Annotated in this window: 19 protein-coding genes; 12 read left to right on the top strand and 7 right to left on the bottom strand. The window is 42.7% G+C overall.

From position 1 onward, the window contains the following. Positions 1 to 7: 7 nt before the first annotated feature. On the top strand, positions 8 to 3,151 hold the full coding sequence (locus QPX86_RS19550; protein ID WP_285163670.1) for an efflux RND transporter permease subunit: 3,144 nt from the start codon (positions 8 to 10) through the stop codon (positions 3,149 to 3,151). Positions 3,152 to 3,237: 86 nt separating this feature from the next. Here QPX86_RS19550 and QPX86_RS19555 read toward each other — a convergent pair whose 3' ends face one another. The 4 genes from QPX86_RS19555 to QPX86_RS19570 form a co-directional block, all read right to left on the bottom strand. Then, a complete protein-coding gene (locus QPX86_RS19555; protein WP_220753254.1) occupies positions 3,238 to 3,504 on the bottom strand; it encodes a CorA family divalent cation transporter in 267 nt (88 codons plus the stop codon). Positions 3,505 to 3,613: 109 nt separating this feature from the next. Continuing rightward, entirely contained in the window at positions 3,614 to 4,402 is a 789-nt protein-coding gene (locus QPX86_RS19560; protein ID WP_285163673.1) for a VOC family protein, read from the bottom strand. Between the two features lie 304 nt (positions 4,403 to 4,706). Next, positions 4,707 to 5,930, bottom strand: a complete 1,224-nt coding sequence (locus QPX86_RS19565; protein ID WP_220753252.1) for an HlyD family secretion protein — start codon at positions 5,928 to 5,930, stop codon at positions 4,707 to 4,709. Next, positions 5,927 to 6,271, bottom strand: a complete 345-nt coding sequence (locus QPX86_RS19570; RefSeq protein WP_220753251.1) for an MFS transporter — start codon at positions 6,269 to 6,271, stop codon at positions 5,927 to 5,929. The genes QPX86_RS19565 and QPX86_RS19570 overlap by 4 nt, the downstream gene beginning before the upstream one ends. Positions 6,272 to 6,429: 158 nt before the next feature. On the opposite strand from QPX86_RS19570, the gene QPX86_RS19575 reads away from it, so the two are divergent. Further along, entirely contained in the window at positions 6,430 to 7,473 is a 1,044-nt protein-coding gene (locus QPX86_RS19575; RefSeq protein WP_220753250.1) for a helix-turn-helix transcriptional regulator, read from the top strand. Between the two features lie 33 nt (positions 7,474 to 7,506). On the opposite strand, the gene mtr is transcribed toward QPX86_RS19575, so the two are convergent. Both mtr and plsB read right to left on the bottom strand, forming a co-directional pair. Next, the gene (gene mtr, locus QPX86_RS19580; protein WP_220753249.1) at positions 7,507 to 8,751 is read right to left on the bottom strand and encodes a tryptophan permease; all 1,245 of its coding nucleotides are present in this window, start codon (positions 8,749 to 8,751) and stop codon (positions 7,507 to 7,509) included. A gap of 11 nt (positions 8,752 to 8,762) precedes the next feature. Beyond that, complete coding sequence (plsB, locus tag QPX86_RS19585) at positions 8,763 to 11,183, bottom strand: glycerol-3-phosphate 1-O-acyltransferase PlsB (RefSeq protein WP_285163680.1); 2,421 nt, start codon at positions 11,181 to 11,183, stop codon at positions 8,763 to 8,765. A gap of 417 nt (positions 11,184 to 11,600) precedes the next feature. Between plsB and lexA the strand changes: the two genes are divergently transcribed. The 6 genes from lexA (at position 11,601) to QPX86_RS19615 (ending at position 17,813) form a co-directional block, all read left to right on the top strand. Further along, a complete protein-coding gene (gene lexA, locus QPX86_RS19590) occupies positions 11,601 to 12,218 on the top strand; it encodes a transcriptional repressor LexA (RefSeq protein ID WP_220753247.1) in 618 nt (205 codons plus the stop codon). Then, entirely contained in the window at positions 12,215 to 12,721 is a 507-nt protein-coding gene (locus QPX86_RS19595; protein WP_220753246.1) for a cell division inhibitor SulA, read from the top strand. The genes lexA and QPX86_RS19595 overlap by 4 nt, the downstream gene beginning before the upstream one ends. A gap of 442 nt (positions 12,722 to 13,163) precedes the next feature. After that, positions 13,164 to 14,744 carry a cytochrome c oxidase subunit II gene (gene coxB / locus QPX86_RS19600; RefSeq protein ID WP_285163682.1) on the top strand — a complete coding sequence of 527 codons (1,581 nt, stop codon included), beginning with the start codon at positions 13,164 to 13,166 and terminating at the stop codon, positions 14,742 to 14,744. A gap of 9 nt (positions 14,745 to 14,753) precedes the next feature. Continuing rightward, positions 14,754 to 16,376: a cytochrome c oxidase subunit I gene (ctaD, locus tag QPX86_RS19605; protein WP_220753244.1), complete on the top strand. Its 1,623-nt coding sequence runs from the start codon at positions 14,754 to 14,756 to the stop codon at positions 16,374 to 16,376. A gap of 1 nt (position 16,377) precedes the next feature. Beyond that, entirely contained in the window at positions 16,378 to 16,941 is a 564-nt protein-coding gene (locus QPX86_RS19610; RefSeq protein WP_220753243.1) for a cytochrome c oxidase assembly protein, read from the top strand. Further along, positions 16,938 to 17,813 carry a cytochrome c oxidase subunit 3 gene (locus QPX86_RS19615; protein ID WP_285163685.1) on the top strand — a complete coding sequence of 292 codons (876 nt, stop codon included), beginning with the start codon at positions 16,938 to 16,940 and terminating at the stop codon, positions 17,811 to 17,813. The genes QPX86_RS19610 and QPX86_RS19615 overlap by 4 nt, the downstream gene beginning before the upstream one ends. 10 nt (positions 17,814 to 17,823) lie before the next feature. On the opposite strand, the gene QPX86_RS19620 is transcribed toward QPX86_RS19615, so the two are convergent. Continuing rightward, positions 17,824 to 18,051, bottom strand: coding sequence for a DUF2909 family protein (locus QPX86_RS19620; protein ID WP_220753242.1), 228 nt, complete (start codon positions 18,049 to 18,051; stop codon positions 17,824 to 17,826). Here QPX86_RS19620 and QPX86_RS19625 point away from each other — a divergent pair. From QPX86_RS19625 to cyoE, 4 genes are read left to right on the top strand one after another with little or no spacing between them, the layout of a single operon-like run. Beyond that, positions 18,050 to 18,871: an SURF1 family protein gene (locus QPX86_RS19625; RefSeq protein WP_285163687.1), complete on the top strand. Its 822-nt coding sequence runs from the start codon at positions 18,050 to 18,052 to the stop codon at positions 18,869 to 18,871. The two genes, QPX86_RS19620 and QPX86_RS19625, sit on opposite strands and share 2 nt — an antisense overlap. Positions 18,872 to 18,911: 40 nt before the next feature. Further along, a complete protein-coding gene (locus QPX86_RS19630; protein WP_285163688.1) occupies positions 18,912 to 19,466 on the top strand; it encodes a hypothetical protein in 555 nt (184 codons plus the stop codon). Further along, positions 19,466 to 20,446: a COX15/CtaA family protein gene (locus QPX86_RS19635; protein WP_220753239.1), complete on the top strand. Its 981-nt coding sequence runs from the start codon at positions 19,466 to 19,468 to the stop codon at positions 20,444 to 20,446. Before QPX86_RS19630 ends, QPX86_RS19635 begins: the two co-directional genes overlap by 1 nt. Positions 20,447 to 20,460: 14 nt before the next feature. Next, positions 20,461 to 21,402 carry a heme o synthase gene (gene cyoE / locus QPX86_RS19640; protein WP_220753238.1) on the top strand — a complete coding sequence of 314 codons (942 nt, stop codon included), beginning with the start codon at positions 20,461 to 20,463 and terminating at the stop codon, positions 21,400 to 21,402. Positions 21,403 to 21,492 lie beyond the last annotated feature (90 nt).

Here is a 21,492-nt window from a genome sequence, read left to right on the forward strand (position 1 = left end):
GACTGCTATGTTAGAAAGAATTATCAGCGCCTCGATTAGACAAAGGGCGATGGTGTTAGTGCTTACTGCAGTGATTGCCTTAATTGGTTATCAAGCCATGCGCATGACACCACTCGATGCACTACCTGACTTGTCAGATGTGCAAGTGATTGTAAAAACCTCTTATCCAGGACAAGCACCACAATTAGTTGAAGATCAGATAACTTACCCGTTATCGACCGCAATGCTCGCCGTACCTGGAGCTAAAACTGTCCGCGGCTTTTCAATGTTTGGCGACTCTTACGTCTACATTATTTTTGAAGACGGCACAGACATTTATTGGGCTCGATCACGAGTATTGGAGTATTTATCACAAACCCAAGGTCAACTACCTGACAATGTCACCCCCACTCTGGGGCCTGATGCATCAGGGGTTGGTTGGGTATTTCAATACGCTTTGGTTGATCGAAAAGGCCAACATGATTTAGCCCAGTTACGCTCATTACAAGATTGGTTTTTAAAACTTGAATTGCAAAGCGTCAGCGGCGTATCAGAAGTGGCCACTATTGGCGGCATGGAGCAGTCATACCAAATCATTGTTGATCCGCATAAGTTGGCTTTGTATCAAATTGATTTAATGACTGTAAAAAATGCCTTAGACAATTCTAATAGCTCAACTGGTGGTTCAGTCATTGAAATGGCAGAAGCCGAGTACATGATAACTTCAACAGGTTATCGTCAAACACTGGCTGACTTTAGGGAAATTCCGTTAGGCATAGTCTCTGAATCTGGCACACCAATATTGATGAAAGATGTGGCGCAACTGCGCACAGGACCTGCGGCAAGGCGAGGCATTGCAGAGCTTGATGGCAAAGGTGAAGTCGTCGGCGGTATTGTCGTCATGCGTTACGGCGAAAACGCTCTCGCCACCATCAATAACGTTAAAGATAAACTCAAAGAAATTGAAAACGGTCTACCTGACGGCGTTGAGTTAGTTATCACTTACGATCGCTCTGAGCTTATCCTCAATTCAGTGGATAACCTCAAAAACAAAGTACTCGAAGAAATGATGGTCGTCGGCATTATCTGCCTGATTTTCTTACTCCATGCTCGCTCAACACTCGTAGCCATTATCTCGTTACCAATCTCAATATTAATCAGCTTTATTGTGATGAATATTATCGGGGTAAACGCCAACATTATGAGTTTAGGGGGGATAGCCATTGCCATAGGAGCGGTGGTGGATGCCGCCATTGTGATGGTCGAAAACGTTCATAAACATTTAGAGCAATATCGGGAAAAACATAATGGCCAAACGCCCACTGGCGAAACCCATTGGGAACTAGTCCGTAAAGCGTCTGTGGAAGTGGGGCCAGCACTGTTTTTCAGCTTATTGATAATCACCTTAAGCTTTGTGCCCGTATTTGCCCTTGAAGCTCAAGAAGGGCGATTATTCCACCCTCTGGCATTTACTAAAACCTTTGCCATGGCTGCCAGTGCAATTCTCGCTATTACTTTAATTCCGGTATTAATGGGTTACTTTGTCCGAGGCAAAATCCCTGATGAGAAGAAAAACCCTCTTAGTAGATTTTTAATTGCTATTTACGAACCAATACTGCGCTTAGTGCTGCGTTTTCCAAAGTTCACCATTTTATTGGCCATCATTGCTCTTGGCAGTGCGGTTTATCCAATGACAAAAATGGGCAGCGAATTTATGCCTGAACTTGAAGAAGGTGATTTGCTTTATATGCCAACCACCCTACCAAGTGTTAGCGCTGGTAAAGCCGCTGAAATTTTGCAGCAAACCGACCGACTCATTAAAACTGTCCCTGAAGTTAAACGGGTATTTGGTAAGGTTGGCCGAGCAATGACAGCTACCGATCCTGCGCCGTTAACTATGTTAGAAACCACGATAATGCTTAATCCTCGTGATACATGGCGTGAAGGAATGACACTTGAAGGGATCATTGCTGAGCTGCAAAAAACCGTCAAAGTACCGGGCATGACCAACGCATGGGTGCAACCGATTAAAACCCGTATCGACATGCTATCGACAGGAGTGCGAACACCAGTAGGAATTAAAATTTCCGGTGCAGATATTGATGAGTTACAACGTATCGGTACTGAAATTGAAGCTGTGGTGAGTCAGTTACCAGGGACTAAGTCTGCCTTTGCACAGCGTACCAGTGGTGGTCGTTATATTGATATCGAGCCAAACCTTAAAAGTGCAGCGCGATACGGTATGACACTTAAAGACATCCAAGATGTGGTGCAAATGGCCATAGGTGGTATGCAAGTGGGTCAGTCTATTCAAGGTCAAGAACGCTATCCGATTAATATTCGTTACCCACGCGAATTACGTGACAGCATTGAAAAGCTTAGAGACTTACCCGTGCTAACTAAAACAGGTAAGTACTTACCCCTTGGCAATTTAGCCACCATTACCATTAGTGATGGTGCGCCTATGTTGGCTAGTGAAAACGGTCGACTGATCAGCTGGGTATTTGTCGATTTAGATAACATATCCATTGGTGAGTACATTACCACGGCGAAAGAAGCTTTAAACGAGCAAATTCAGTTACCTCCTCGATACAGCTACAGCTTTGCAGGTCAATATGAGTACATGCAGCGAGTTGAAGCGAAAATGGGGCTAGTGATCCCGCTCATGCTGGCAGTGATCTTCATGCTATTAATGATGACCTTTAGTTCATTTATTCAAGCATCGGTGATCATGCTAAGCCTGCCGTTCTCATTAGTAGGCAGTGCATGGTTATTGTACTTATTAGACTTTAATTTCTCAGTTGCAGTATCCGTTGGGATGATTGCGTTAGCAGGTGTTGCAGCTGAGTTTGGTGTGGTTATGCAAGTGTATTTAAATAACAGCATTAAGGACAGACAAGCCAAGGGGCAATACAACCAACGTAGCGATTTAAGTGAAGCATTAATTCACGGGGCCGTAATGCGAATACGCCCAAAAGCCATGACTGTAGCCACCATATTTTTCGGCTTACTGCCTATTATGTGGGGAAGTGGTACGGGTAATGAGGTGATGCAGAAGATTGCTGCCCCGATGGTGGGCGGTATGGTCACAGCGCCGCTACTATCATTGTTTGTCATTCCGGCTATTTACTTACTGATATATGGCAGGAAGTTGCCTAAATCGCTGAGCTAAACGATAACAATTTGCGAATAAGCACATACTAAAAAGGCGCCTAGGGCGCCTTTTTTACTGATACTCTCACCATAGTTTGCTAGTCACTATGACTCATCATTCTGAACTTGCTGTTTCAGCTTGGCTAATTGGAACATTTTCATCAGCCCCCACAACATAATCACTCCACCTATACCTAACATGGCAAAATGGACATTGGAGTTATCTAACATTGGCATCGTCTCGATACCAAAGCCTGAAAATATGCCATATAAGCCCGCGGCTACTAACAAAGTACCAGGAAAATCAATCACTGCCACCATGGTCATTTTCTTTTGAATATCAGCTAATTTTTGTTGTTTTGTCTGCTGCATGCTGCTTGGTTGATTAGAGGTAAAGCTTTGCTTTCTTTATAAACAAAAGTGATAAGCAAAGCTAACTTAAGCTAACAAACCCTTAGCCTTGGTTAAAGCAAATTATCTTTTAGCAATCAGTAGCAGCCAGTTTAATGATTGAAAATGTCCCACCTTGAGGGTCGTCTATCACCGCAAAGCGCCCCACATCAGGTATATCAGTCGGTGGCACACAAATCTTGCCACCCAATTCATCTGCTTTAGCCGCAATCGCATCACAATCATCAACGCTAAAGTACAGCATCCAGTGGGATGGCATATCACCGAATTCTTCGGTCATTTCCATCATGCCACCAACGGCTTGCTTGGCAACCATCCATTGCACGTAATCTCCAATACCCATTTCTGACATATCCACCGTTTCGGTATCAAAACCCAATACTTGGCAATAAAAGCTTTTAGATACAGCAGCGTTTCGGCACATGTATTCAACCCAACACAGGGTATTAGGCTCAAAAGTACGTTTAATTCCGATATGCTCAATGGCTTGCCAAATGGAGAAACGCGCACCTTCAGGATCATGACACACAGCCATTCGACCGGAGTCGCCAACCTCATGGGGGCCTGCAATAATTTCACCGCCTGCATGTTTAATGGCTTTTACCGTTTCATCGACATTATCAACGGCAAAATATAACTCCCAATGAGTCGGCTGTGACGCCATCTCTTTTGGCATTTGATACATTGCACCTATATCATCACCGTCGATTTGCAACATGGTGTAATGCCCTTCAGGCATCGGCATGTCGTCAGCATGCCATTGAAATAAATTCTGATAGAAACCTTTAGCTGAAAACCAGTCATGGCTTGCCAGTTCAACCCAACATGGTTGCCCTTGTAAGTATTGAGTCACGTTCATAATGAGCCGTCCTTGAACTATTAATCATCGTAATCCGCTGCAGTATTGCCAATGGCAACCTGTCCATGGATAAGAAAGAGTGAGGATGAGTACTATAGTTAAGACCGTTTTAAGCCTGCTGTCGAGTGACTTTGGTAACTATTTATCCCATAAAAAAACGCCCTCATTGGAGGACGTTTTTATGATGGTGTAATCTAACCTTCTAATTATCAATATTTATTAGCTATACATTTAGGTTTACAGTAAGCAATGATTATTGATTCGCCGCAAAACAACCTTAAAAGATCAGCAGGTCCTAATTTCGTTATATAGACCAAATGTAGTAAATCTGAGATTTCATTCGAATAATAATGCCACGAATCACATCTAAAAAGCCCATGAACTCAGCAGGTTTAGTACCCGATACCCAAGCTAAGCCTACCGAGCCTACTGGAATATCATAGTTGTCTGACTCATGTAGCTTCAAGCGGACAAAGTGATGCTTATTATTAATATTCTGCCCAGTAGTTTGCCTTACATTGTCATCACGGGCCAGTAAACTGCCTTGTGCTTCACCTGTCGCTTCAATAATCCCTTCAACCTCAGCATTAAAGATCTTGCTTGGGTAAACCGCCGATGCAAATTCAGCCATTTGCCCTACTTCTACATTACGAATGGCTTGATGATTCACTCGCATCAACACATACTTTTCATCGGTATACATTTGAATCCGCGGTGCCACACCAACATACTGGCCTTCACGCATGATAAAGTTCGTCAAATAACCATTGGCGGGTGCGTAAACCTTGGTATTATCAAGATTCCACTGGGCTTGAGCCACGTTTTCAATTTCACTTTCTAAGTCCGATTGACGGCTTTCAACAGTTAAGTGGGCCTTTTGAATATCAAGCTTAGCTTTTTGCACTTCAGTTTTAGCTTTTGCTATCTGAGTGGTGTATGAGTCCACTTTAGCTTGAGCTAAATCCACACTAGTTTGTTGCTCATCTAACTGACTTTCAGTGATGGTATCTGGAACTTTACTATTTTGCTCTACATAACGCGCAAGAGTTGTTTGTTTCCACGCTAAATCTTTCTGCGCTGCATGTAACTGGTTTTTACTTATGGCTTCATCAGAATCCGCTGCTTGTAGTTCTTTCTCCGCAATATTGATATCTTCTTTTGCTAAAGATAATGCGACTGCAGCAGTTTGCTTACCAACAACAGCCTTATTTAGCGCTATTTGATACGGCTCATCATCCAATTCATATATCAACTGCCCTGCCACTACTCTTTCATTAGGTTCAACATAAATGCCCTTTACATTGCCCTTGATTTTTGTTGAAGCAGGACGCAATTGAATATGAGGTGATTGCACCACCGAACCGCCTGTTATATCCATAGGTGCGTAATTTAATAAACCGACCCAAACAAACATTAACCAACCTGTTCCACCTAAATAGGCAAACGCTTTAGTACCTTTATTCCACGGCATACCAACCATGCGTAGAATATAAATAAACAGTGCCCAAACGGCTAAACCTTCAATCATGAGCTAGTCTCCTCTTTTTCGGGAGTGGCGGTAACAGGGACTTCCCGTTCATTCTCTCGCCAAATATCTCTTATCCTTCTTAGCGCTTTTCCGCTGTCAATGAAGGCAACCATCACAGCTAAAACCCACACCCAATGCCACAGAAACCCTATCCAGGTGAGCGCAGTAATCAACCCTATTTGCTGATGGTTTTCTTTGTGCGCCTTATCAATTGGCAGCTCATGGACCTTCCAAAATCCAATACCTGCGGCGGCAACCACACCTACAAGTACCACTAAGGCTACGCCATGAAGTGCAGCATCAACACCTGTATCGACGAATGGCATACTGAATAAACTCATATTGATCTCACCTCGGTAAACTTAGATGTTGCGTAGTTTGCATCCAAAACCCAAAAGAGCAACACTAAGTACCCATAGGTATCAATATTCGACTATTTTTGATATGTTTAGACATCTACATATCGTTAACCTTTTCAATAAATCTATGAGAAATTGACATGGCATTTGATGTTTCTTTTATCCGCGTTTGCTGTATTTTACCTGTGCTTAAAGGGGTTCAAGAACACTTTAAGATAAGCCATAAAGACTTATCGATACCTGAAAGCTTGCTTAATGAGCCAATGACGCTAATTCCCTTCACTGAAGTATCCAAATGGCTGAGCAAAATAGAGCAATTGTCTAACTCTCAGGATTACATGCTAACAATCCAAAATGATTTAAAAGTCAGTCGATTTAACATGCCTAATAATTGGTTCCTTGCCACACCGGATTTAGCCATTACTTTTAGGCGAATCAATTATGCGATGGCCTGCTTTCATTCAGGCGCAAGTTATTACGGCGCTCAGTCGAATAGAATCATAAAGTGGTGTTACCGTAATGATTATGTCAGCTCAAAAGCTAAGTCACATGACTCATTAAGAGTAGCGCTAACATTATTAAACACTTGCAAATATTTTCTCGGTAAAGATTACCAACCCAAGAAAGTACTATTAAGTGGACCTTCGATGGGACAACTAGGAGTTGAGAAAGCGTTTGGCTGCCAAGTCAGTTGGAATGCACCACTGACGGAGATTTGGTTAGATATCGATTCACTCATTAGCTCAGAGCAGAATTTTTTAGCCTCATTTTCGACCTCAAGTCACATTCAAAAAAGCAACTCCAGCAGCATTACCCTCAACCAACTTGATTCATATTTAAATATGCCGCAAACCCATGACACCCCTAAGGTACTTTATGAATTAGTGAATTATATTCGCTTTTACGGATTACCCACATTGGACTCACTTGCTGATCAATGCGGCCTTTCACGGCAGCAATTACAACGCCGCTTGCAAAGTAACGGATTCAGTTTTACAGAGTTAATGCGTTATATTTTGGGGAATTTAGCAATTAAATACATGCTGGAAGGAAAAACAGTAAAGGAGATATCCCAACTGCTTGGCTACGCAAGTGTGCGCAGTTTTAGTAAAAGCTTTCATCGATTACACCGACAATCACCGACACAATATGTTGAAAAATTGCATCAAAAAAGCCCTCAATAGAGGGCTTTTTATTATTAAACAATAAAAAATTAATTACTTATACACAGGCAATAAATCAGCCATAGCCAATAAATGACATGCTGCAGTTAATACACCAAACAAGATAACAATCACAACTAAAGGCGTACCGCCCGGGACTCGGAAACTATTTTCGTCAGGGAACATTTTACGCGACTTGTACGCCATCATAGCTGGCACAATAGCTGCCCAAATGGTTGCCGCTAATGCTGCAAAACCAATTGCAATCAAAAAGCCGTTCGGGAATAACAAACCTAAAACCGTAGGAGGAATAAAAGTAACTGCTGCTGTTTTAATTCGTCCATTAACCGACTCATCAAAACCAAATAGATCAGCAAGGTAATCGAATAAACCTAAGGTAACGCCTAAGAATGAAGAAGCGACTGCCAAATTAGCAAATAGAGTCAGCATGGTGTTCAACCAAGCGTTAGAGATTACATCCGATAATGCACCAACCAATACGCCCATATTACCACCTTGAGCAATAATATCGTTGAAATGACTGCGAGGAATATTACCCATGGTTGCCACTAACCAGCAGCTATAAATCACTAACGCGATAAAGGTACCAATACAGATGGCTTTAATAATTAAATTAGGCTGCTTGCCGTAATACTTAACTAAACTTGGCACATTGCCATGGTAACCAAAACTGGTTAAACCAAATGGAATGGCAGCTAAAATATAAGGTGCAAAACTCGCTTCGCCATCAGGCACTAATAACTTAACGCTATCAACATCAATGAGCAGATTACCGACTGCTAAAAAGAAGGTAATGATCATGCCGCCCAGCATCACAGTAGTAATGCGATCGACTACCTTAGTACTGATCATCACAATCGCCGCCAAGACTAGCGCAAACACTAAGCCAGCAATACTTTGTGGCAAATGGATTCCCATACCGGAAAGCGTATGGTTTACGATTGAACCACCGCCACTGATGTAGGCGTAGGTGAGAATATAAAGCACGAAGGTAATCGACAGGCCGTTAACAATACGCCAAAACTGGCCTAAGGTAACTTTGGTTAAGGTGTCAAAACTATCACCTGGTTTAAAGTGTAAGTTAGTCTCAAGCAACATTAAGCCAGACACCAACATACAAAACCAAATACCTATCAGTACTGCGATTGAGTAGCCAAACCACATACCGGCACTGACGACAGGAAGGGAAAACATGCCAGCACCGACCGTGGTACCAGCAATAATCATTGCGCCGCCTAACAAAGATTTATTTTTCGGCTGCGTTTGTGTTGAACTCATAAAGTTATTCGTTACCCATGTTCCATAGTCACACTGTCGACTATGGTTTTACGAACAGATAGTCGCAACATACCATTGGCATGATCGCGGATTCGGATGACAGCAAATTGATTGTCACTACCCGATAAGTGCCCTAATTCTTTTAATTTTACACTCAAATTATTGTAGAGTTTTTTATCATAAAACTCTGGCGCAGTAATTCCGTGTAAAGCACCTAAACGCTGAGCTAGCATGTGGCTCGCGCTTTCTAGATCTGAACGTTCAATATCCGGTTTGTAAGCCAGTAAATTAAAGATAATCGCGTAACGTTGTAATGTCTCACTGACAGTTTCAGACAATAACATTAACTGGGTAATATTACCTTGATTGACTTCAAACTCAGTTGTTCCGGTAATTAGCCCTTGCTCAACAAACAAGTCTAAAACATGATCTACATAAGCTGGTAAATCTTCAATCCCCATAAACAATTCTGCTTTTAGTAATGGGTAAAAATCATTGACGATGCTATGGATCTTCTCACGGCTATGTTCTTCGTATTGCACTAAACAACTAGCAATTAACGAAGGTACGGCCATCAAGTGAATAATGTTATTACGGTAGTAACTCATTGCAATGACAGCATGCTCTTCAATCGCAATAATTTCACCAAGCTGATCGCTAGTTGAAGTGAACTTTTTAAGCGACAAACATTGTTCAACCACTTCAGTAGGGTTACCTTCCGCCACTGAGGTATAACCGGTATAAGGCACCTCTTTTAATAGCTTAAGATATAAACCTAGCTGTCTTTCAAGCTCACCGCGCTCCAGCGCATTTTGCTCAGAAGCCAATAACACCATACTGGTTAGTGTGACTGAACTAGCCGCAGCAGCGCTATTAATGTTAGTCATCACTTTATTGGCAAGTGTATTTACCGCTGGGGTTAACCAAGTTGGTTTTTGCTCAGGATCTTGAGCAATTTCTTCGCGCCAATCAGGTGCTTGCTGGTTTAAGAATTGCTGCACGTTAATTGGCTCACCAAAGTTCACATAACCTTGGCCAAAGTTACCTAATTTACGCAGTGCACCAAATACCTGCCATACCGATTCTTTTTGCTTTTTCTTACCGCTTAATTCTTTGTGATAAGTCGATACTTCCATCACGTGATCGTAGCCTAAGTAAACTGGCACCAGCGTTACAGGGCGCTCGATACCTCGTAGTACACTGTTCACTGTCATTGCTAACATGCCAGTTTTAGGCGCAAGCAAACGGCCTGTACGTGAACGACCACCTTCAGTGAAGTACTCAACTGAATAGCCTTTGGCAAATAGTTGATCTAAATACTCTCTGAATACTGCGGTATAAAGCTTATTACCGTTAAAACTACGACGGATAAAGAAGGCACCACCGCGGCGGAACATCGGCCCTGCAGGCCAAAAGTTCAAGTTAATACCAGCCGCAATGTGCGGAGGAACCATCCCTTGATAATAGAGGATATAAGATAGTAATAAGTAATCCATGTGGCTACGATGACATGGCACATAGACAATTTCGTGACCATCATGATGCAGTTTACGAACTTGCTCAGCACTCTTAATGCTAATGCCGCTGTATAACTTGTTCCATAACCAAGTTAAAAAGCGCTCTGCAATACGAATCAGGTTATCTGAGTAGTCAGCTGCGATTTCATCTAAATATTCAATGGCCTTTTCACGCGCCTTTTCTTCAGAAATCTTCTTGTTTGCTGCTTCTTCTTGAATCGCTTTGGTGATCGATTCAGATTTGAGTAACGAGTTAAACATGGCTTGACGGTTAGGCAACTGTGGCCCCGTCATCACTTTACGTTGACGTCGGAAATGCACGCGGGCAACACGAATTAACTTGTGAGCAATGCTGACATCAGTACCGTGTTCATCGGCCATATAACGTAAAGACATGGCATTTGAGAATTGAATAAAGTTATGACGACCTAAAAATAAAATCATTAGCCACTTGCGTAGCCAAGTCGGATTTTCACGCTCAAATACTGCAGCTGTCATGGTGTCATCTTCTTTACCCGGGATACGTCCCCAATAAAGGCTAACTGGCACCAATTGAATATCTAACTGCTTATTCTTTTGGTGTAAGTCGAGTAATTTGGTGAAGTTAGCAACAAACTTCTCGCCACTATGACGTTTGCCAAATAAGGGTTTACGGCCTTCAACACACACAATTCTTGGCGTGTTCAGCCCATCGATGTCCAAACGCTCATAAGGACTAGGTAGATTGTACTTTGCAGTAATTTCATTTAGTGCCGCGATATCACTCAGCGACTCTGTCTTCATGACATAGACCACTGGTTTTTCAGGATCTAGGTTTAAGTCAGCGAACGGATCTTGAGGTACAACAACACTGTGTACCATTAGTTTCTGAATCCAACGCAACGATTTAGCAATGATAGAATCTGGTTTTAGCATGAGTATTCGCATTATCAACAACGATTTATTGCGCATAGGATACCAGAATCTAGGTGGGATTCACTAACCTGCGTATATGTAGTTAACAATTAAGCATCAAACTAAATCCCTTTAAGGCTAATTATATAAGCAAATAAGTCGCTTATTTATACTTATCAAAAGTGAACATCAGTACTGTATAAATATACTGTATCGACAAAAAACCGAATCATTTGTTTATCAATGTTAATTTAATCAAAATAAATCCCCCTCCAACAGCAACAATATAAATAACTGTTTTTAAACAAATTTAAATTTTGCCAATCTGTTAAAAATGAACTTTAATCGGTATCATCCTTAAAATTCATTGGTTAATACTTGCACGACCAAGGATACTGTATATAATGACAGTCACTGTATAAAAAAACAGGAATCAACATGAGACCTTTAACGCCACGACAAGCTGAAATTCTAGAACTAATTAAATGTAATATTGCCGAGACAGGTATGCCACCAACTCGTGCAGAAATTGCCACTAGATTAGGCTTTAAAAGTGCTAATGCTGCTGAAGAGCATTTAAAAGCACTTGCTAAAAAAGGTTGTATCGAAATTATTCCTGGTACTTCACGCGGCATTCGCATGATTCAGGAAGAAGAGGAAGTCGAAGAAGGATTACCGCTTATCGGTCAGGTTGCGGCTGGTGAACCTATCCTCGCAATGGAACATGTTGAACAGTACTTTCAAGTCGATCCTGAAATGTTCAAACCTAATGCTAATTTCTTACTACGCGTTCGTGGCGACAGTATGAAAGATATTGGCATTATTGAAGGTGACTTATTGGCTGTGCACAAAATGCAGCAAGCCAAAAATGGACAAGTTGTCGTAGCTCGTGTTGACGATGATGTCACCGTTAAACGTTTTGAAAAGAAAGGCAATGTTGTTTATCTGCATGCAGAAAATGAACAATATTCGCCGATAAAAGTCGATTTAACTTGCCAGAGTCTCACCATTGAAGGACTTGCTGTTGGCGTTATCCGAAATGGAGGTTGGTTATGAACACATTATTAGGTAATGCACCACGTCACCCTGGCTTGTGGGTAGACATGACATCAGCCACAGCGCCTGTTAAACAAGGTATTGAAACCAAACAAAGTGCTAATCAAGGCATCACTGAGCTAACCCAGTTATGCAGCCAGTTAGCAGTGTTAAGCCAACAAGGCCGTTGGATTGTATTAATTAATCCACCACATATTGGCTATAAGCAAATATTGGCCAATGCCAATGTTCGTATGGATCGAGTATTGCTTGTTCATACCAAAGATGAAGTTGAAACACTTTGGGCAATGGAAAAAGCACTAACAAGTGGTACTTCCAGTGCGGTTATTACATGGACAACACCATTAGATGCTCGCGATAATCGTCGCATTCAGTTAGTCGCTAAAAGTGCTTTGGCACAAGGTGTAATCATTGAAGATGTAAATACTCACTTACATGATGAACATATGAGCGACAATACTTTAGCAGCACCATCACGGTTAAATTTATCTGCTTTCCACTAAACTAATCTCTCTTAAAAAAGCCCTTCATTACTGTGAAGGGCTTTTTTTACGCCTTTTTTCAGCAAATTAGATGATAAAGTGATCTTGATCAATATTTAATCTCCAAGTAATGTAGTTAACAAGAGGCTAACAAATTGTTATCACTCTTGAGTTAGTAAAACGATAAGAAGCTACAAAACGCTGTAAAGATTGTGCTGGTACCATGCGGTATAGAAAGCCTTGAATAAAAAGCGTCAATTTAAGAATTGAAAAGTTCAGTATTAGGTACAAGTGTGGCCACCATAACCCAATAAAATAATCGAGTATTGATACTCGCAGCCACCGTGTACTTTGAAGTGATCAAACTTTTTCGGGAATTAGAGAAGTTTGCATAGAGCAGAGTATTACTGTGTGACTTTTCCTTGTTGTTATTGCAAATCGCAATTGGCAGAGGAGTGGTCTTGTGAAGCGATTGTTGTATGGATTAATGGTGCTGCTATTTGCAGTGCCGCTTGCTGCGGCTGATATGCCGCTTAACATGACACAAGGTGTGACAGAAATCAGTGGTAGGGTTTATGACCTCCATATGATTATTCTATATATCTGTTGTGCGATTGGTGTTGTGGTCTTTGGGATCATGATTTACTCGATGATCTATCACAGAAAATCTAAAGGCGCTAAACCTGCCGATTTTCATGACAGTACCAAGGTTGAAATAGCATGGACTGTCGTGCCATTTATCATCCTTATCGGTATGGCAATTCCTGCCACTAAAACTCTGATAGCTATGGAAGATCCTAGCGATGCAGATTTAACCATTAAAGTTACCGGCTCTCAGTGGAAGTGGCATTACAGCTATTTCAATGAAGACGTCGAGTTCTTCAGTTTGCTTTCAACTCCAGCAGATCAAATCCAAGGTTCTGCTGAAAAAACTGAAACTTACTTGCTAGAAGTTGATAAGCCGCTCGTATTACCAATCAATCGAAAAGTGCGTTTCTTAATGACCAGTGATGACGTTATTCACTCATGGTGGGTGCCTGCTTTTGCGGTTAAAAAAGACGCTAATCCAGGTTTCATTAATGAAGCATGGACACGCATTGATAAAGTTGGCACCTACCGCGGCCAATGTGCTGAGTTGTGCGGAAAAGATCACGGCTTCATGCCTATTGTGGTCGAAGCACTTTCTGAAGCCGATTATGACCAATGGTTACTTGACCAAAAGCAGCTAGCTGTCGATGCTAAAGCTGCTGCAGAAGCCTCGCTTTCGCAAACACTCACATATGATGAGTTAATGGCTCAAGGTGAGCAAGTCTATATGGGCGTTTGCGCCGCATGTCACCAACCCAATGGTGCTGGTCTTCCTGGTGTTTTCCCATCTCTTATTGGTAGCCCTCTGATTAAGGGGCCTGTTAGCGATCATGTTGATATTGTGGTTAACGGTAAATCAGGCACTGCGATGCAGGCATTTGCTAAACAGCTTACTGCAACTGAAATTGCTGCAGTTGTGACCTACGAGCGAAATGCTTGGGGTAATGACTCTGGCGATGTAGTGCAAGCCGCTGATATCAATGGTGGCGGTTCTGCGGCAAGTTCAGCGGATTCCGCTACTGACCAAGCCGCAACGCCTGTGACCCTTCCTGCTGAAATTAATCCTGAAAATGTTGAACAAGCCGTAACCGAAGCCGCTGCAGAAGTTGTGAAAGAAGTTAAAGCTGAAGTCGTACTAGATGATTTAACCATGGATGAACTCATGACCATGGGCGAGCAAGTCTATATGACCAATTGCGCTGCATGTCATCAGGCTGCAGGCACAGGATTACCGGGGGCTTTCCCTTCATTAATCGGTAGCCCAGCTATTACAGGACCAGTTGAAGGACACATTGAAGTTGTTGTCAATGGCAAGGCTGGTACTGCAATGCAGGCATTTGGTTCTCTACTCACACCGCAACAACTCGCAGCAGTGATTACTTATGAGCGTAACGCTTGGGGTAATGACTCGGGAGATGCTGTACAGGCTTCTGACGTTGATGGTCATGGAAAGTAAGGGATTAAAATGAGCACTATTACACAAGATACAACCGAAGCTCATGATGGTCATTCTCACGATGACCATGGCCATGATGATCACCATCATGGCGCGCCGAAAGGCATCATGCGCTGGATTTTAACCACTAACCATAAAGACATCGGCTCATTATATTTGTGGTTTAGTTTTCTAATGTTTCTCACGGGCGGTGCAATGGCGATGGTTATCCGCGCCGAATTGTTCCAGCCGGGTTTACAATTAGTTGATCCAAACTTTTTCAACCAAATGACCACAGTTCACGGACTTATCATGGTATTTGGTGCCGTTATGCCAGCCTTTACCGGCTTAGCTAACTGGCTTATTCCTATGATGATTGGTGCGCCGGATATGGCTCTGCCTCGAATGAATAACTGGAGTTTTTGGATCCTACCATTCGCGTTTGCCATTCTATTAAGTTCGTTATTTATGGAAGGTGGCGGCCCTAACTTTGGTTGGACGTTCTACGCTCCACTCTCAACGACCTACAGCCCTGATACCACTGCACTATTTGTATTCTCAGTACACATTATGGGAATAAGCTCAATTATGGGCGCGATCAACGTGGTCGTGACAATTGTGAATATGCGTGCACCAGGTATGACTTGGATGAAGTTGCCACTGTTCGTATGGACTTGGTTAATTACCGCATTCTTATTGATAGCGGTGATGCCAGTGCTTGCAGGCGCAGTGACCATGGTATTAACCGATAAATACTTCGGTACCAGCTTCTTCGATGCTGCAGGTGGTGGCGACCCCGTCATGTTCCAGCACATTTTCTGGTTCTTCGGTCACCCCGAAGTTTACATTATGATTTTACCCTCATTCGGTATTATCTCAGCGATTGTGCCGACCTTTAGCCGCAAAAAGCTATTCGGATACTCCTCCATGGTTTACGCCACCTCAAGTATTGCGATTCTGTCTTTCTTGGTGTGGGCGCATCACATGTTTACCACGGGCATGCCAGTATTTGCCGAGTTGTTCTTCATGTATTGCACTATGCTCATTGCGGTGCCCACAGGGGTTAAGGTATTTAACTGGGTTGCGACGATGTGGCGTGGCTCAATAACCTTTGAAACCCCAATGTTGTTTGCAGTTGCCTTTATTATTCTGTTCACAATTGGTGGATTCTCTGGATTAATGCTGGCGATTACACCTGCGGATTTCCAATACCATGATACTTACTTTGTTGTGGCGCATTTCCACTACGTACTAGTAACGGGCGCAGTGTACTCCATTATGGCCGCAGCTTATTACTGGCTGCCGAAATGGACAGGCCACATGTATAGCGAAACCTTAGGCCGCTGGCATTTCTGGTGTAGCACTATTTCAGTCAACGTGTTGTTTTTCCCAATGCACTTCTTAGGACTTGCGGGTATGCCGCGTCGTATTCCTGATTATGCGATTCAATTTGCTGATGTTAACCAAATTGTCTCAATTGGTGGGTTTGCATTTGGTTTATCACAACTTATCTTCTTAGCCGTTGTTATTAAGTGTGTTCGAGGCGGTGAGAAAGCTGCGGATAAACCTTGGGAAGGCGCTGAAGGACTAGAATGGACCATCCCAAGTCCAGCACCTTATCACTCATTCACGACACCTCCAGAGGTAAAGTGATATGAGCCAGCCAACAAAATCAAACCGTAAATTATTAATAGGTCTCGTACTGGGTTCTATCGGTATGTTCGGCTTTGGTTTTGCGCTAGTGCCGCTTTATGACGTGCTGTGCGATACCTTGGGCATTAACGGAAAACCCCAAGGTACCGCAAGTAGTTATGAAGCGGTGGTCGTTGATAAAGACCGCACCATTACTATTGAATTTATCGCCCAAGTACAAGGCAGCATGCCGTGGGAATTTGGCCCTAAGGTGAACAGTATTCAGGTTCACCCAGGCGAGCTCACTCGCACAGCCTTTTTAGCAAAAAATCTATCTGCTAATCCCCTTGTTGGCCAAGCCATACCTTCGGTATCACCAGGCCAAGGCGCGGCGTATTTCAATAAAACCGAGTGCTTTTGTTTTAATCAACAACCCCTAGCTGCAAAGGCTGATGCTGAACTGCCATTAATCTTTTATGTGGATCCAGACTTACCAGATTCCATTAAAACTTTGACTCTCTCTTATACCCTCTATGACATCACAGACAAACAAACTGCGGCCATAGAGCAAGGAGCAGCAAGATGACAACCAAACATGAAAACTACTACGTGCCAGCGCAAAGCGTTTGGCCCATTACCGGCGCAATTGGATTATTCCTCATTGCTTTTGGCGCTGGTTCTTACGTTCAACAGTTAGCCACTGAAGAGACTTCAGGTGGTTATATATTAGTGGCTGGTATTGCAGTCATTATCTTTATGCTATTTGGCTGGTTTAAAAATGTCATTGATGAATCAATGTCAGGCTTATATTCAGCGCAAATGGATCGTTCATTTCGTCAAGGAATGAGCTGGTTTATTTTCTCTGAAATTATGTTCTTCGGCGCATTTTTTGGCGCCTTGTTCTACGCCAGAATGGTCGCAATCCCTTGGCTTGGTGGTAGCTCGAACAACGCCATGACCCACGAGGTGTTATGGCCAACCTTTGAAGCGATGTGGCCTCTTATCAAAACGCCTGATGGCACCACTACAGAAGCTATGCCTTGGACAGGGTTACCACTGTATAACACCCTCATCTTATTAGCCTCTTCAGTCACATTGCACTTTGCTCATGTGTCTTTAGAGAAGTCTAAACGCGGCGCATTAAAAGTCTGGCTAGGGCTTACCATTTTATTAGGTATTGGATTCTTATTCTTGCAGGTAGAGGAATATGTTCATGCATACCAAGAAATGGGGCTAACGCTTTCATCAGGTATTTACGGTAATACCTTCTTTTTGCTTACTGGCTTTCACGGCATGCACGTGACCTTAGGAACGGTCTTTCTAATTATCTTGTTCTTTAGGGTGCTCAAAGGTCATTTCACCCCAGAAAGCCATTTTGCCTTCCAATCAGGTAGTTGGTATTGGCATTTTGTCGATGTAGTTTGGCTATGTTTGTTTATTTTTGTCTACGTGATTTAAATAAATCTAACTAGTACGGCCTAGGGTTGGGCGTTACCCAACCTAGCCCTAAGGCCAGTAATAGCAGCAACATGACTAAAGCAGAAAAGATAACTCTACGTCCTAAAAATTGACTCATAGGTTGTTTCGTTTCAGCTTTCACCATAATAAACAGGGCTCTAGCTAGATTAAATAATATGAATACAAGCAGCAGTACTAATACAAGCTTGAAAATAACTAAGGTATCTAACGCTGCCATGGGCTCTCCTTTGCGAGTCTGGCGACTATCTACTGGGTTATTGCTAGTTGTTACTGTGAGTGTGTTTTGTATTTTGGTCAAGTTAGGTGTTTGGCAACTTGATAGAGCGGAGCAAAAAACCGCGTGGCAAGCGACGTTATCAGCAAGACAAGCAGCCAGTGAATTAAGTTTTGATGAATTGCTTGCTTTTGACGCTGATGAAAGACTCAGTGGTTACCGTTTAAGCGTCAACGCTACGCCTATTAATCAGCAAATATTGCTACTCGATAACCAAGTGTTTGAAGGCCGAGTTGGTTACCTGGCCTACCAAGTATTTCAAATTTCAGATTCTGATTTGCAAGACCTGCCTTGGTTACTGGTTGAGTTAGGGTTTGTCGCAGCCAATATCGATCGTCGAATTTTACCTGACATTACTCCAGTGCCATTGTCAGCCATTGACCTTAATGGCCGCGTTTATCAAAAACAGGTTAACCCCTTAAGCCACCAGCTCCATGCAGAAGACGGCAATGTGATGCGTTTTCAAAACCTCAATTTAGCGGCCTTAGCTGAGAAAATAGGCCACCCACTGGCACCAGTAGTACTGCAGCCAGATTCAATCCCTAATATTGCATTACCTAAGCCTTGGACACCGATTCCATTATCAGCCCAAAAGCACCAAGGCTACGCGCTGCAATGGTTCACTATGGCGGCGGTATTTTTATCGTTAATGCTATGGATTGGATGGAAATACTTGATTAAAGCAACACCTAAAAACACCACTAGCAACGCAATTGACTCTAATAACACCGTAAAGAATGAAACAAAAACTGAAAACGAATAAAACCAAACTAATAAATTAAGCCGTAACAAGAGGAGCAAGTATGAACTCCCCAGCAAAACCTAAAAATAACAAGGCATTGTTTGCCCTAGTACTGGTATTTATCTTACCAGTGGCCGTCGCCAAGCTGGTATTAAGCATGGATTTATATAATGGCGCTGCGACCAATAAAGGCCAACTCATTCCTCCAGAGGTGAGCTATCAAAGCTTAATGATGGATAACCCGCACCCGCAATCTTGGCAGCTGTTATATCTATTGCCAAAAAAATGTTTAGAACAGTGTCAGCAACGCTTATATGTATTGCACCAAAGCCATGTCGCCTTAGGTAAGCATCAAGATCGTGTTAGCCCAATTATCATGTTGCAACCTGATAGTGACACCGCAATTCTTGAAAAGCTCCAAGTACCATTTGAAACAGCCAATGCAAGCCCAGCCATCATTGCAATGATGACAGAGCAGCAAATGATTATTGTCGATCCGCTTGGCAGCTTGGTAATGGAATACCCTGGGATTATCGGCGAGCAAGAAAATATGGCTCAAGGTAAGTCGATGATTGCAGATTTAAGGAAGCTACTTAAGCTATCGAGGGTCGGTTAATGGATATAAAAAACCTCCTCAAATTTACCTTAGTATTTACCTTTGCCGTGATTTTGATGGGCGCTTATACCCGCTTATCAGATGCCGGTTTAGGCTGTCCTGATTGGCCGGGTTGTTATGGCCATATCGGTGTACCCAGTGATGCGGCTGATTTGGCTAAAGTAGAAACAAATTTTCCAGATCTCACCGTCGAGCCAGAAAAAGCTTGGCTTGAAATGATCCACCGTTATATCGCAGGCACATTAGGTCTGCTGGTATTAACTATTTTAATCATTTGCTTAAAGCGTGCTGATGCGCCAAAAAAACTTCCCATATTCATTTCCGCACTGATCTTATTCCAAGCGGCATTAGGCATGTGGACAGTCACCATGAAGCTCATGCCCATCGTGGTAATGGGACATTTAATTGGTGGCTTTAGCTTGTTTGCTTTACTGCTGTTACTTTATTTACGCACTAAACCATTACGGATCCCCGGTGGCGATACCTATGCCAGAAAACTCGGCCCATTAGCGATGGTCAGTTTAGTTGTGTTAGTGGTGCAAATTATTTTAGGCGGTTGGACATCATCAAATTACGCGGCATTAGCCTGCACCACATTACCTATTTGTGAAGGTAACTGGATAGATAATTTACAGTTTGCCAAGGCTTTCTCACCCTTCCAAGGTGACCATCCAAGTTTCGAATTTGGCGTACTTGAATACCCTGCTCGAATGACCATACATGTTACCCATCGTATTTGGGGGGTGATTACTGCCATCAGTTTATGCTGGTTAGCGTTTAAATTACTTAAAGCTCAATCGTCAATCATGCGACAAAGTGCATGGGTTTTATTTGCCCTTGTGGTGTTACAAGTGGGTTTAGGCATAAGCAATATTGTAATGCACCTCCCTCTTGGTATTGCAGTCTCACACAACGGCGGCGCAGCGTTACTGTTGTTAACCGTTATTTTTATTAACTATGCGCTGTGGCGTAAAGCATAAGCAAGGATTCTATTATGGCTAAATCACTATCTTTACCCGCAAGTGCAACCAAGACGGCTGACGTCAGCTCAATGTCGAGTGCTAAAAATGACACTATGCAATGGCGCGCTTATTTTGAAATGACCAAACCCAAAGTGGTCGCACTGATGCTGTTAACTGTGCTGGTCGGTATGTGTCTTGCGCTTCCCGGCGCTGTTCCACTTCAACCGCTTATTTTCGGGATGATTGGCATCGCCATGATGGCAGGTGCTGCAGCAGCTTATAACCATTTAATTGATCGCCGTATAGATGGCTTAATGGCACGTACCTACAACCGCCCACTACCTAAAGGGAAAGTATCAGCAATCAAAGCCATGACCTTTGCCACCTCAATTGGCCTAGGTGGTTTTATTATTTTATACGCGCTGGTAAACCCGTTAACTGCATGGCTAACCTTTGCCAGTTTAATCGGTTACGCCGTGGTCTACACCGCATATTTAAAGCGTGCCACACCACAAAATATCGTTATTGGCGGATTAGCTGGCGCCATGCCACCACTCTTAGGCTGGACTGCAGTCACTAACGAACTGCACGGCAATGCCCTGCTTTTAGTTATCATCATCTTCACATGGACACCGCCACACTTCTGGGCTTTAGCGATTCACCGTAAAAAAGAATACGCCAAAGTCGATGTGCCGATGCTGCCAGTTACCCATGGTGTAGAGTTCACTAAAACTTGCATATTGCTTTACACATTATTACTGGCTATCGCCTGTTTATTACCTGTGCTGGTTGGCATGTGCGGCCCAGTTTATTTAGTCGGTTCAACCTTATTAAGTTGCGGCTTTATCTATAAAGCATGGCAACTTAAATATCACGACAAACCAGGACTGGCGATGGATGTATTTAAGTTTTCGATTTACCACTTAATGATTTTATTCTTGGTGCTACTCGTTGATCACTACTTGTGGGTTTAAGCTATGGGCTTAAGTTATGCGCATAGCAATAACCAATGCTGCAATGAATAAACGGGGAGTGACCGATTGAAAAAAATCCTTTTATTAGCC

It is taken from the genome of Shewanella goraebulensis (assembly GCF_030252245.1).
Taxonomy (GTDB): domain Bacteria; phylum Pseudomonadota; class Gammaproteobacteria; order Enterobacterales; family Shewanellaceae; genus Shewanella; species Shewanella goraebulensis.

Bases quoted from the DNA above. Each gene is read 5' to 3' on its own strand.
- QPX86_RS19615 (WP_285163685.1), top strand. From the start codon at position 16,938: ATGACAACCAAACATGAAAACTACTACGTGCCAGCGCAAAGCGTTTGG.
- mtr (WP_220753249.1), bottom strand. From the start codon at position 8,751: ATGAGTTCAACACAAACGCAGCCGAAAAATAAATCTTTGTTAGGCGGC.
- QPX86_RS19570 (WP_220753251.1), bottom strand. From the start codon at position 6,271: ATGAGTTTATTCAGTATGCCATTCGTCGATACAGGTGTTGATGCTGCA.
- QPX86_RS19625 (WP_285163687.1), top strand. From the start codon at position 18,050: ATGGGCTCTCCTTTGCGAGTCTGGCGACTATCTACTGGGTTATTGCTA.
- QPX86_RS19635 (WP_220753239.1), top strand. From the start codon at position 19,466: ATGGATATAAAAAACCTCCTCAAATTTACCTTAGTATTTACCTTTGCC.
- QPX86_RS19575 (WP_220753250.1), top strand. From the start codon at position 6,430: ATGGCATTTGATGTTTCTTTTATCCGCGTTTGCTGTATTTTACCTGTG.
- QPX86_RS19555 (WP_220753254.1), bottom strand. From the start codon at position 3,504: ATGCAGCAGACAAAACAACAAAAATTAGCTGATATTCAAAAGAAAATG.
- QPX86_RS19610 (WP_220753243.1), top strand. From the start codon at position 16,378: ATGAGCCAGCCAACAAAATCAAACCGTAAATTATTAATAGGTCTCGTA.
- cyoE (WP_220753238.1), top strand. From the start codon at position 20,461: ATGGCTAAATCACTATCTTTACCCGCAAGTGCAACCAAGACGGCTGAC.
- QPX86_RS19630 (WP_285163688.1), top strand. From the start codon at position 18,912: ATGAACTCCCCAGCAAAACCTAAAAATAACAAGGCATTGTTTGCCCTA.
- QPX86_RS19565 (WP_220753252.1), bottom strand. From the start codon at position 5,930: ATGATTGAAGGTTTAGCCGTTTGGGCACTGTTTATTTATATTCTACGC.
- QPX86_RS19560 (WP_285163673.1), bottom strand. From the start codon at position 4,402: ATGAACGTGACTCAATACTTACAAGGGCAACCATGTTGGGTTGAACTG.
- plsB (WP_285163680.1), bottom strand. From the start codon at position 11,183: ATGCTAAAACCAGATTCTATCATTGCTAAATCGTTGCGTTGGATTCAG.
- QPX86_RS19595 (WP_220753246.1), top strand. From the start codon at position 12,215: ATGAACACATTATTAGGTAATGCACCACGTCACCCTGGCTTGTGGGTA.
- lexA (WP_220753247.1), top strand. From the start codon at position 11,601: ATGAGACCTTTAACGCCACGACAAGCTGAAATTCTAGAACTAATTAAA.
- ctaD (WP_220753244.1), top strand. From the start codon at position 14,754: ATGAGCACTATTACACAAGATACAACCGAAGCTCATGATGGTCATTCT.
- QPX86_RS19550 (WP_285163670.1), top strand. From the start codon at position 8: ATGTTAGAAAGAATTATCAGCGCCTCGATTAGACAAAGGGCGATGGTG.
- QPX86_RS19620 (WP_220753242.1), bottom strand. From the start codon at position 18,051: ATGGCAGCGTTAGATACCTTAGTTATTTTCAAGCTTGTATTAGTACTG.